This is a genomic window from Escherichia sp. E1130 (assembly GCF_005781065.1).
GTDB lineage: Bacteria > Pseudomonadota > Gammaproteobacteria > Enterobacterales > Enterobacteriaceae > Escherichia.
Map to the genome: position 1 here is coordinate 13,769 of NZ_VATL01000029.1, position 12,077 is coordinate 25,845.

The 12,077-nt window shown below is 47.7% G+C and carries 11 protein-coding genes; 1 reads left to right on the forward strand and 10 read right to left on the reverse strand.

Going from position 1 to position 12,077, the window contains the following annotated elements:
* Positions 1-100: 100 nt before the first annotated feature.
* From FEK66_RS21875 to FEK66_RS21900, 6 genes are all read right to left on the reverse strand, one after another.
* Positions 101-862 (reverse strand): carboxymuconolactone decarboxylase family protein, encoded by a 762-nt coding sequence (locus FEK66_RS21875; RefSeq protein ID WP_135495297.1) that lies wholly within the window; start codon positions 860-862, stop codon positions 101-103.
* Positions 840-1,319: a cupin domain-containing protein gene (locus FEK66_RS21880; protein WP_130260642.1), complete on the reverse strand. Its 480-nt coding sequence runs from the start codon at positions 1,317-1,319 to the stop codon at positions 840-842. Before FEK66_RS21880 ends, FEK66_RS21875 begins: the two co-directional genes overlap by 23 nt.
* Before the next feature lie 64 nt (positions 1,320-1,383).
* The gene (locus FEK66_RS21885; RefSeq protein WP_135495298.1) at positions 1,384-2,841 is read right to left on the reverse strand and encodes a heavy metal sensor histidine kinase; all 1,458 of its coding nucleotides are present in this window, start codon (positions 2,839-2,841) and stop codon (positions 1,384-1,386) included.
* A gap of 15 nt (positions 2,842-2,856) precedes the next feature.
* The gene (locus tag FEK66_RS21890; RefSeq protein WP_130260640.1) at positions 2,857-3,537 is read right to left on the reverse strand and encodes a heavy metal response regulator transcription factor; all 681 of its coding nucleotides are present in this window, start codon (positions 3,535-3,537) and stop codon (positions 2,857-2,859) included.
* Between the two features lie 40 nt (positions 3,538-3,577).
* A complete protein-coding gene (locus FEK66_RS21895) occupies positions 3,578-4,711 on the reverse strand; it encodes an alpha/beta fold hydrolase (protein WP_138211540.1) in 1,134 nt (377 codons plus the stop codon).
* Between the two features lie 36 nt (positions 4,712-4,747).
* Positions 4,748-5,680: an AEC family transporter gene (locus tag FEK66_RS21900; protein ID WP_138211541.1), complete on the reverse strand. Its 933-nt coding sequence runs from the start codon at positions 5,678-5,680 to the stop codon at positions 4,748-4,750.
* Between the two features lie 404 nt (positions 5,681-6,084).
* On the opposite strand from FEK66_RS21900, the gene FEK66_RS21905 reads away from it, so the two are divergent.
* Positions 6,085-7,041 carry an alpha/beta hydrolase gene (locus tag FEK66_RS21905; protein ID WP_138211542.1) on the forward strand — a complete coding sequence of 319 codons (957 nt, stop codon included), beginning with the start codon at positions 6,085-6,087 and terminating at the stop codon, positions 7,039-7,041.
* Positions 7,042-7,348: 307 nt separating this feature from the next.
* Here the strand turns inward: FEK66_RS21905 and hipA are convergent, their stop codons facing one another.
* The 4 genes from hipA to lsrR form a co-directional block, all read right to left on the reverse strand.
* Positions 7,349-8,671 carry a type II toxin-antitoxin system serine/threonine protein kinase toxin HipA gene (hipA, locus tag FEK66_RS21910; protein ID WP_130260633.1) on the reverse strand — a complete coding sequence of 441 codons (1,323 nt, stop codon included), beginning with the start codon at positions 8,669-8,671 and terminating at the stop codon, positions 7,349-7,351.
* A complete protein-coding gene (gene hipB, locus FEK66_RS21915; protein ID WP_135495300.1) occupies positions 8,671-8,937 on the reverse strand; it encodes a type II toxin-antitoxin system antitoxin HipB in 267 nt (88 codons plus the stop codon). The genes hipA and hipB overlap by 1 nt, the downstream gene beginning before the upstream one ends.
* A 365-nt stretch (positions 8,938-9,302) precedes the next feature.
* On the reverse strand, positions 9,303-10,895 hold the full coding sequence (gene lsrK, locus FEK66_RS21920; protein ID WP_135495301.1) for an autoinducer-2 kinase: 1,593 nt from the start codon (positions 10,893-10,895) through the stop codon (positions 9,303-9,305).
* Positions 10,896-10,973: 78 nt separating this feature from the next.
* Positions 10,974-11,927 carry a transcriptional regulator LsrR gene (gene lsrR / locus FEK66_RS21925; RefSeq protein ID WP_135495302.1) on the reverse strand — a complete coding sequence of 318 codons (954 nt, stop codon included), beginning with the start codon at positions 11,925-11,927 and terminating at the stop codon, positions 10,974-10,976.
* Positions 11,928-12,077 lie beyond the last annotated feature (150 nt).

The window sequence follows — 12,077 nt, forward strand, 5'->3', positions numbered from 1 at the left end:
ATTTCTCCCCCTTGATTGCCTTTATTTGGCGGATTCATAAATGCAGAGGATGAATCACGTATGTGCACTGCCCAGGGGAGAGTCTGCATGACGACCGTCTCTATTTGTTCTCAAGCGCTTTTCGCAGTGCCTCTTCAGCTCTTGTGGCTGCATCATTGTCGCCATGTTCACGCAGAACCTGTGCTAACTGTCGTAACTGCGCTGCCGTCAGACCGACTCGCATACTTGCTCGCGTATGTGACAGTAACTGGGCTTCAACGCCTGGCGTAGCGGCTAATGCGCCAACTGTTGCCAGTTCACGGCTTTGCCAGTCGAGGTTATCGCGAGCGAAAATATCGCCGAACAGATGTGTTTGCAGGAATTGATTTATTGTTGGCGCAAAATCAAACAGTGGCCCCTGAACAGGCGCGCCTGAGATTTTCGTCTGGTTTGCGGTACCGACACGGCGAAGCTCATCCCCGACGGGAATCGGGGCGATCGGCGCTTTACCTTCAATGTCTTCGATGCCACGTTGTTTACGTGTTTCGACGACTTTCATCAGCTCATTCAGTGCATTCAGGCTGCGGGGGAATCCCGTATAGGCATAGAGCTGGATGAGAATTTCTTTAGCTTCGTTTATCGTGAGTCCTGTATCAAGTCCTTGATTAAGCGCTGCATTCAGCTTATCCATCTGACTGCTGGCCATTGATGCGGCAATCAACGGAATGGCCTGCTGGCGAGCTGACAGCGTATCTGAAACCGTATATTCATGATTCATTTCGGTAACTCCTTTATTGATGAGCGCAGCATTTGCGGTAAGCGCAAAACCAAAGGTTAGCAGTACCGCTACCGTTAATATCTTAATGGGCGTGGTATTGTTCATCTGTCACTAACTCCTTCCAGTTAACGCTTTTGCCATCCACCACGCCGGTTATTGCCAGATGTGTCATCGCACTACCGGGGGCCGCCCCATGCCAGTGTTTAACGTCCGCCGGACAAGAGACAACATCGCCAGCACGGATCACCTGCACCGGCTTGCCTTCTTGTTGGGTGAGTCCAACACCAGAGGTCACAATCAGTCGCTGGCCTGCTGGATGCGTATGCCAGGCGGAGCGGGCACCAGGTTCAAAGGTGACATAAGCTGCGGAAACACGGATGTCGTTGTCAGCGTTGAACAGAGGATCAACCCGGACACGACCGGTAAAATTCTCCGCCGAGCCATACACCGCAGTCTGGCTTCCGGCGGGGGCGATATGGACAGTGGAATTTTGCTCCGCAGCCCATGATGAAGTTGTGAAGAGAGGCAGTAGTAGCCCAAGGTAATGTAACTGTCTGATCATACAACGCGTCCTTATCTACGGTGACAGGAGGGGAGACAATGATTCTATTCAGACGGACATGTCGTCAGGCTGACGCCTCGCTGACAATTTTGTCAGTTAACGTTGCTCCAGACTCAGTGCCTGAAGGCGCATTGCTCACCGTTTTATCCGCTTTCAGCGCAAAAGTGAGGCCAAATGTATTGATGTCGCCTTCACTACGGGCAAAGACATCCCCCTGGTGCATAATAGCGACGGCACGCACGATCGACAGGCCCAACCCATGATGGGCATCACTCCTTGCTCGTGAAGTGTCGATGCGATAAAACCGCTCAAAAAGCCGATGTAAGTGTTCTGGTGCTATCGGATTGCCTGGATTGGAAACTTCAACACAGGCCTGATTATCCCTTTCGCTTAAGCGCACAGTAATAGTGCTATTGGAAAGGGAATGTCTTGCGCTATTTTCCAGTAAATTGGCCAGTGAGCGGTGGAACAGCCGCCGATCGATAAACGCAGTAACATCGCCTTCAACATCCAACGAAAGCTGTTTTTCAGTAAATGAGGGCTCGACATATTCTGCTGTCTTAAGGGTTTCTTCTCGCAAGGAGACTTGTGTAAGCTGAGAAGCATGTTCTCCCGCGTGGGCATGAGACAGGAACAGCATGTCATTGACGATGGACGTCATACGTTCAAGTTCTTCCAGATTCGAGCCCAGTAATTCTTCCAGTTCCTCATGAGAGCGTCGTCGTGATAGCCCCAGTTGCGTCTGGCCAATCAGGTTAGTCAGCGGTGTGCGGAGTTCATGAGCAACATCGGCATTAAAACTTTCGAGTTGCCGCCAGGCGATTTCCTGGCGCTCCAGCACGCCATTAAATGATGAGGCCAGTTGTTGTAACTCTTCGGGTAAGGCTCTGGCGTCCAGTCGCTGTCTATGGTCCCCAGGGGCGAGATGTTGCGCCTGCTTACTGAGCATACCCACCGGACGCAGGCCAATCTTTGAAACAACGTAGCCTAGCAGGGCGACGATCGCTACGCCCAGAGCCGCAATGATCAGCAGTGTCCGCGTAAAGGCATTGAGCGTTCCCATGTACGGCGTGGAATCAATGGCGACCACATAACGTAACTCAGGTCTTTCATCGTTTGCCGGGATCGTTTTCACTAACAAAAACAGTGAACATGCGCTCTCTGATGTGCCGGGTACTTTATTAAATCCCTCCCGTAAAGAAGACCACTGAACTCCCACCGGCGGCATTCCTCCCACGCTAAAACGCGGGTTATCGCTGACAATCCAGTAGCGAACACGCTCACCTTCGGAGTTGGCTAATACGGTGAATTTATTGGCAAGCGTGGACCAACCATCGGCCGAGGTTCGCGCGGTGATCCACGGGCTCATCAATGATTCCCTGAACAACAGTTCGTTGTGCATCTGTTTTTGCAAGGAATCATGCAAAGAGCTTCTGAGCAGGATGCCAATTACGGAAACAATCAGCAGCGCAGATAAAGCAAACATCAGCGCCAGGTGGACAGAGATAGAACGCTTAACCATGCTTATCCTCTTTATTTACTCAGGCCGGACTTCGAGGACATACCCCATGCCGCGCACGGTATGAAGTAGCTTAACGTCGAATGGGGCATCAACTTTGGCGCGTAAACGTTTAATGGCGACTTCAACTACATTGGCATCACTATCAAAATTCATGTCCCAGATTTGTTCGGCAATCATCATCTTTGACAAAATCTCTCCCTGATGACGAGCGAGCAGACTCAGCAGGGAAAATTCTTTTGCGGTTAGTTCCAGTCTCGTTCCACCGCGAAATACCCTGCGCGCCAGTAAGTCGAGATGCAAATCCTGAATGTGAAGTTGAGTGATGTCTGCGCCATCGGTAGGGCGGCGACGTACCAACGCCTGAATACGCGCCACCAATTCAATGAGTGAAAAGGGTTTAGGAAGATAATCATCCGCGCCCATACGAAGCCCTTTGACGCGTTCGTCGACCGAGCCCCGAGCTGACAGCATCAGCACGGGTGTCTGTTTTCTGGCCCGGACGCCTTCCAGCACTTGATAACCATCCATTCCCGGTAGCATCACATCAAGAATTATCGCGTCGTAGTCTAATTCCAGCGCGTAATGAAGCCCTTCAGCGCCATCGGCTGAAATATCAACGATGAACCCCGATTCTTTTAATGCACGACTGATATACGTCGATGTTTTCTCTTCATCTTCTATAATTAAAAGGCGCATAATATTCATCCCTCTACATCTATGGCTTTAGGGTGCTGATTTATTTATCGAGTCCTTTATCGTGTAACCACGATGCCAGTATCCCGGCAATCTCCTGATTATTTTTTTCCGCCATCAGGAAATGAGAATTGCCTTTGATGCCAATATCAGGAAGATGGACAAGGGTGGCGTCTCCACCGTGACGATTAACTGTCATGACAAATTGCTTTGCCATTTCATATTCACTTCTCCATTTATCCGGGCCAACGGCAGCATCCGGTTTTTCAGCAATAAAATCGCCATAATAGATAACGATTGGGATTCGCGTGAGTTTGAGAAAATCGTTCATGGGAACTCCCATCGCGGAAGCGCTCAATGGTGCAAATGTCGTCTTCACCGGTGCTGGCATCTCATTTTCCGGGAAGATAAATGGTGTTCCGCCTGGCTCATAAGCAACAATGGCTTTTACATTGTCGGTATAAAAGGGCGTTCTCCAGCCAATAGTGCCGCCCATCGAGTGAGTGATTAAAATACCCTGACCAATTTTTTCAAATAACTGTGCAAGTGTTTTCGCATTCAGGTCATTATCAAGTTCTCCTGAATAGGGATTCCAGGAACGCTGGAATGCTTCAATACTTGCAGGGTTGTCAGGGAACTGCGAATTTTTAAAAACACCCTGTTCATTGCCAACACGGGACAACAGAAAAAACGTCTTGTCGGCATACATAGGATTGCCCGCCCAGGGATTTTTACCCGCATCATCTTTGGTCGATAAACCGGCTTCACCCATGCGTGGTTGATCAACGAGATAAACACTATAATTTTTTTTCAGAAAAATATTCTGAAATCCATCGCGTCCATCTGGTGTACTTTCCCATGTTCTTTTTGTTTGAGCACCGCCATGCTGGAAGACCAGCGGATATTTATGTGCATTTACCGGAATTTGGTAGAAGACATAAGCATGATCGCCATAAGCGGTTTGACCATCAGGGGAGAGAAAATTTTGTTCTGAAAATGTTCCTGAATGCTTGACTGTTGTGCCTCCCACAGCAAAACTTCCCTGAGTTTGTAATACAATATGCGGTTCTGTACTTTGGCTCTGAATGCTGTGCGTTGCGCAACCAGAAACGGCAAATATTAGTCCGGACAACAAGATATTACCGACCGTTTTTTTGAAAGGAGTGTTATGGTTCATATATTATCTCTGATGGTTTAAAATAGCGTTCCTGGTTTATCCAATACCCGTCATCATTGCCACGAGAGGCATCGTAATAAGTGACACCAGTGTGGTTAATGTCGCACCTTTAAGAGCTAACGGATAAACTTTTTTATTTAACATCTGAGCCAATAAGGGCGTTCCTGCACCAGCTGGCGTTGCTACCGCAGCAAGCAGGACGCCCAACAGTAGCCCATCGTTAATGAATAACTTCATTATTAATATAATAACAAGCGGAATGATGACCATTTTAAAAAAAGTGAATATCCATACTTTCACATCTTTAAAAACAGATTTCCATTCGATGTCTAACAGGAATGAGCCTATCAGTAGCATTGAAACCGGGCCAGTTATTGCGCCAAGCATTTTTATTGGTTGTGCAATGATGTAAGGAATATGCACATTTGAAATATATAAAAGCAAAGCAAGAATACAGGCAACAATCCCCGGATTGATAACGTTTAACATATTTTTCAAGCTAATGGTTTCAGCATTACCACTCTGGTCTTTCATGCAGTAATAACCATATGAAAAGAACAATAAGTTATATGGGAGTAAAAAGACAGTGATATAAATCATGGCGTTGGCGCCATATAAAGAATATATCATTGGGATCCCCATCATGGAAACATTAGTAAATGTTGTCATGACAGTAATCACACCATAGTATTCTCTTTCATAGCGTAAAACTCTTGCCAGCATACGACTGCAAATAATCAGTAAAATAAGTGTAGTGAATGCGGATGCAAGTACGATGGAAAGTTCCTTTCCGGAAATATGTGGCTGGTCAGTCGTAACCCCGGAAAGTATAATAGCTGGCATCGCAAAATTAAAAACAAGAGATGTGAGTTGGGGCGTGTTTCCCGGTGTAATAACTCCCACTTTACGTGCTATAACGCCAATACCAATAAGAAGAAAGAAAATAATAAGTTGCTCAAGTGTCGCCATATTAATATCCTTGTCATGGTATATATAATAGTTATCAACCAGGACGCTGCGAATTTTATTCGTCGAAATGTTATGAGTGACTTATTTTATACGGGGTATATCACGGCCGCTTAAGTCAGAATGAGTATATACTCGTCATACTTCAAGTTGCATGTGCTGCGTCTGCGTTCGATCACCCCAGTCACTTACTTATGTAAGCTCCTGGGGATTCACTCGCTTGTCGCCTTCCTGCAACTCGAATTATTTAGAGTATAGCAACATATTTATGTTCATTTGAGAGAGCTTTACCGATAGGGTTAATCAGCCTGATTCATAAATCAGACCCGGGAAAGCGTATTTCAACCGTCCTCAACGGAAAACACGATGAGCTGGGGACTTCCTGACAAAAATGTTATTTAGCGGTCATGATACTGACAGTTTTTTCTCTCTACTATGTCGCAGGCAAGGTCAATATCCATCCTGTGAAATATGATCTGCATGGCATTCAGATTGCAGCGAATGTGTATACACCTGCTAACTATGACCCTGCGAAAAAATATCCGGCAATAGTGGTGGCTCACCCTAATGGCGGTGTAAAAGAGCAGGTCGCCGGATTATATGCCCAACGCCTGGCTGAACACGGATATATTACCATCGCCGCCGATGCTGCTTATCAAGGGGCCAGCGGAGGGCTGCCACGTAACGTAGACAAACCTGCGAATCGTATTGAAGATATCCACGGTATGGCTGATTTCATCAGCCAGTATCCCGGTGTTGATAGCACCCGTATTGGTTTGTTGGGGATTTGCGGGGGAGGAGGGTATTCACTTGCTGCCGCCGAGACGGACAAACGATTCAAATCGATTGCAACCATTAGCATGTTTAATTCAGGACTTGTACGGCGCAATGGTATGCAGGATTCACAGTTGGATACTATTCAACAACGTCTTCAGCAGGCTTCAGATGCACGAGCTCAGGAAGTGGCCGGTGGCGAAGTGCTTTACTCCGGTGATGCCAACCTGACTGATGAACAGATCGCTAAATTACCTTTTGCGTTATATCGCCAGGGCTACGAGTACTACTGGAAAACCCACGCACATCCAAACTCAACGTTTAAATACACCACGAGCAGTCTGTTAGACTTGATGAACTTTGACGTGACGGACCATATCAACCTGCTCAATAAACCTCTGCTAATGATTGCCGGTTCCAAAGCGGATACGCTCTATATGACTAAAGATGCGTTCGCTAAAGCTACCGGTACGAAGGACAAAGAGCTCTTCCTGATCGATGGTGCTACCCACATTGAGACATATTGGGTGCCAGAATACGTTGACCAGGCGACGCAAAAGTTAGACGTTTTCTTCCATAAGAATATCTAGTTACCCTCCAGGGGATCCCCAGCCGTAAAGGCTGGGGGGATATCCATCAACTGTAGCCACTGTCCACTTGGCGGGGTAGTTAGAAAATTGAAAGAGAGCTCCAGCATCCTGGGGAATCAAGATTCCGACAATAGGGTAGTCATTTGCTGACTCCACGAGGCGAGACGTGGGTGTAAGACGTTGCTTATCCAATCCAATTCGTCATTTAACATAATATACATTATGCGCACCAACATAAACAAAGGGAAAATCCAGTCTTTAGCGGTCATGATTGTCCTGCTCATTAGCAACGACCAAACCCCACATCTCACTTAATTCCGTATTCTCGGCTTAACCGACCGTGCAACCTCAACACATTGGTTTCAATTGCTGTCACCACATTCTCCGGAAAATCTGCCGGTAATGAAGTCTTCACGTTATCCAGTGCTGCGGGAATCATTCTGGCAAAGTCACTCAGGATTTCATGCATCTGCACTTCCGGGAATTTCAGCGCCTTTGCTGTCGCCAAAAAATGTCGCGGATAAATTTTATCGATTGCCGTTTTTCTGCCTTTGGATGCGTTAAGCCCCATTGCCAGTTTGAGATCGCTGATGTGTATTCCCGCGCCACCCAATACCGGAAATGCTGAAATGATGTCGTAAAATGGCGTGAGTCGATAACTGCCACCGGCCTGGATAAAAACCGAAAAATTTTTCGCATGGCCGTCCGTCGCGCCAATCAACCACTGGAATACCTGGAATTTCATAAAATCATAACGATCGCGAAGCGCCTCGCTGGACCCCATTAAAAACGCCATGATCCGCGCAATGCCCGGGCCTCCGTCAGATTCATATTTCACCGATGAAGGTAAACCGAATGTCTGACACATATCCTCCTGTGGCAAGCGAAGTAAAATCGTTCGTTCAGTATTCCAGCGCCTGTCAAAGCGTTCGACCGCTAACGCGCGCACTCTACCCGCTTTTATGATTTCTGCGTCCGGAACATTCAACCCGAGTTCTTTCGCCAGCAGCAGACAGTAATATTCATTATCCACGCTTTGACTGAGATCGAGCGTCGCGTTGGGCTGCCTGATTTCACCAATCGGTAATTTAATGATATGCGTCGTTGGCGTTATTCCTTTCGGAATGCACCAGTCATTGCCCATTCTGAGCAGCGCGGTCTTTTCCTGCGCGCCAGCAACCGAGATGCGAAAGTCATTTTCTTCTCTTATCATGCCTAGCGGAATATCTGCTTTATAAGCCGTTAATACTTCTTCAAGTCTGGCGTCAGTAAGCTTTTCCCATGCCATTATCGGGTGCGTTACGGTTTCATCTTCTGGTAATAACGTCACGGCGCCAACGCTGTCTCGCCCTATTTCTGACAATAAATCAAACGGTTGTCTGGATTTAGCATGATAACGTTTAACGATCCGGTCGCGTACAACCGGGCTATCGGGTAACAGGTTATCGAAGAAGTTAAACACGGCATCAGAGGTGATATTCCCCCTCTGCAATGGCAGCGATAGCGACAACGGCCTGGCATAACGGTTGGCTAACCACTCCGGCGCATACCTAAAAGTGTGCGCGCCATTGGCCAACTTCGTTAACTCGCCTACCCGCTGGTTGTTCATCCAAGTGACAAGTTTAGGCATTACCACTCCAGATCTTGCTGTTCTGTTGATTCTGGCGCAGCGTTTTTCGTGTCGCATAGCGTCATTGAGAGTTCAAGTGACTGTAATATCTTAAAAAATGTCGTCAGCGTGGTGTTATCGGGATTATTCTCGAAATTCGAAATCGTCGCCTGCTTAATGCCGATTTTTTTCGCCAGCTCGCTCTGCGTCCAGCCATTTTGCTGACGAACCAGTTTCATTGCATTCGCTAATTGCGTTGGGCTATAGATCATCGGAAAGCTCATCATGCCATACGTCCACAAGAAGTTTATCCGCTCAAGGGGATATTGTCAGTTTTATCCCTTAGTGAGGATAAAGTCAATCTGTAAACGCATTTTATCCGCTATACAGGATAACCGCTGCGATATCCGCGATCGCGGATAAAATGGAGGATTAAAAAACGGCGCTGATGTGCCATTTGAGGTTGCTGACTAAAGTCGTCAATACTAAACCGCATACCATCTTCGGCATGCGGCTTGATACGGTTTAGCAGATATATTTCACTCCCGGCATGCCCAGCCGTTATCAACTAATCCTAATAAAGAAAAGAAATAGGAATACCGATACTCAAAAATTAACAGCCACGGTTATCAGGATGTGGCTGTCAATAAAACTATAACCCAGGCGCTTTCCATAACGATGTCGTCAGTCCGTGATCAACCAGCCCCAGTTGATCCTGATATACAGCCTGCCACTTATCGCGTGAATCCTGATAAAGTTCATGCTTTTCCGGGTCTGGTGTATGCGTCCGTTCCCAGCGTACAAGACGTTCTCCAGTTTCTGCCATTGATGAATAAATCCCGGCACCGACGCCAGCTGCAATGGCACATCCTAATGCGGTGGCTTCTTTGACCACCGGAATATTAACGGGTAATCCCGCGACATCAGCGAGAATTTGACTCCATAATTTCCCTTTTGAACCTCCGCCTGCAAAGACCAGCGATGTGGGATGAATATTCGAAAAATCAGCAATTTGCTGCAAGTTACACGCTGATACAATCGCCGCATTTTCTTCCAGAGCACGAAACAACGTCGCTTTGTTACATTTATCCGGGTCAATGGATAAGTTAATAAAAGAAGGCGCAGCGTGATACCAGGTTTTAAAGCGCATTCTGTCGGAGAATATCGGCATCACGCCCCACGACCCAGGCGGCACCCGGCTGGCCATCTCTTCAAGCAGCGTGTAAGTGTCGATACCTAAACGTTCGGCAATCAGTTTTTCTTCGGCACAGAAAGCATCGCGGAACCAGCGCATGGTGAGTCCGGTAAAAAAGCTTATAGATTCAGCTTGTACCATGCCAGGAATAACATGGGGATTAACGCGCACGTTCATTTCTGGGTCTGTCATCGGCGCGGCTAAGTTGACAACTTGCTGCCAGAATGTGCCGCCAAGTACGGCAGTTTGTGCCGGGCGCACTACACCTAATCCCAGGCAACCAAGCTGTACGTCCCCTCCTCCCACGACCACCGGAGTGCCAGCCTTCAGGCCGCAAAGTTCCGCAGCTTGTGAACTTACCACGCCCAGCAATGTGCCGGTTTCTTTGACAGGAGAAAGAATATCAGCCCGCAGTCCGGCCATATCCAGCAATGCAGGTTTCCAGTCACGGGTGGTTAGATCAAGAAGTCCCGTGGTGCCAGCGTTAGAGGGATCGACCGCCAGTTCCCCACTTAACATATAGGCCAGCCAGTCGCTGATCATGGTGATGGTCGACGCTTGTCGGTAGATATCAGAACGATGATGCGCCAGCCAAAGTAATCTGGGAATGGCGCTTAAAGCCAACGTTTGTCCGGTCGCGCGATAAACTTCGTTTTCAAAGGTATTGTTATGCAGTTCTTTAAGTTCGCTGACTTCCCGCGCCGCTCTGGCATCCACATTGGCGCAGGCCCAGATCGGTGTTCCTTCATTGTTATATAAAACAATACCTTCGCGCATCGAACATGCCGAAACGGCAGCAATATATTCCGGCGCGATACCAGAATTATGTAACGCCTGGCGCATACATTCGCACGCCAGTTGCCAGTTCTTATTCAGATCAAATTCCATTGAACCGGGAACGTCAGGTACTGCCAGATGCCGCCACTCCGCCTGTCCTACTGCGATTTGATTGCCTTCCAGGTCGAAAATCACAGCCCGAATACTTCCGGTGCCTGCGTCCAGCGCCATCAGGTAATGCTTTGATTCTGAAGGGGTAAAGAGTCGAGCCATTAGATTGTCCTCGGCTTAAGCGTTCTGTCTGTTCCTCTATACGTTCTCCATCGTTCCCGGTAATAAGGTGATGCTAAATTAACCACGTAAAATCGCAGCGGCAGTATCCTGGTCGGTAACCAGCGCGTTGATGTAGCCGCCTTTCATCGCAGCGGCGATCGCTTCGGCTTTATTTTCGCCCCTTGCGACACCTACTCTAGTTGGAATAGTTGTCATCGCGGTTAAAGGTAAGCCAATCAGTTCGTTATGTATTTTGATATCCGTGACAACGTCACCTTTAGCGTCAAAAAAGTAACCTAAAATATCGCCAATGGCCCCTTTTCGACCAATCATTAACTGTTCGCCCTGGCTGATATAACCGGAGCGAATAATCGTCGCATTCTCTTTTTGATTCACTGCGCCAATGCCGACAATGGCCACATCCGCAGCTTGTGCGGCTAACAGGACATCTTTGACGCAGTTTTCATTTTTCAGCGTTCGGGCAATTTCAGCCGAAGATGCCCGTAATGGCGCCGGAATGATGTTGACGCTGCACGCTGCGTTAAGTTGCCCGATGCCTGTCATATAAGAGCCGACACCACCGGAGAGCGTGACCAGGCGGATTTGCTGTGACGAAATAAACCCACTTAAACGTTGCAGCGTGTTCATCGTTGCCTCGCCAAAGCCAATCGCCAGCATTTGTTGTGGTTGAAGTAAACTCATCAACATATGCGCCGCGCCTATCCCCAGTCGCCTGCCGACATCAGCATCCGCAAGTCCAGGGATCACCCGCACATGCTGTAATGAAAACTGGCGACGTAATTGCGTTTCATATTCCAGACAGCCTTCAAAGCGAGAATTAATCTGCACGCGAATAATGCCGGACTGATGCCCTTTCTCCAGTAATCGCGACACTTTCAAACGCGTTAGCCCGAGACGATCGCTAATCTCGCTCTGGGTCAGCCCGTCGTGATAGTAAAACCACGCGATCCGCGCGACCTGTTCTTCTTCGCACATTCCCTGTTCTGAAATTGCCGAATCGTTGATTGTCATAATTCATTCTTCACTTTGAACATATTTAAATCTTTAATGCAATTGTTCAGTTCTTGCGCATTTATATCTGTGATAGCAACCACAGTTTGACTATTCGACATGAACAAACGCAAACATAAAAACCAAAATAGCATAAATTGTGATCTATTC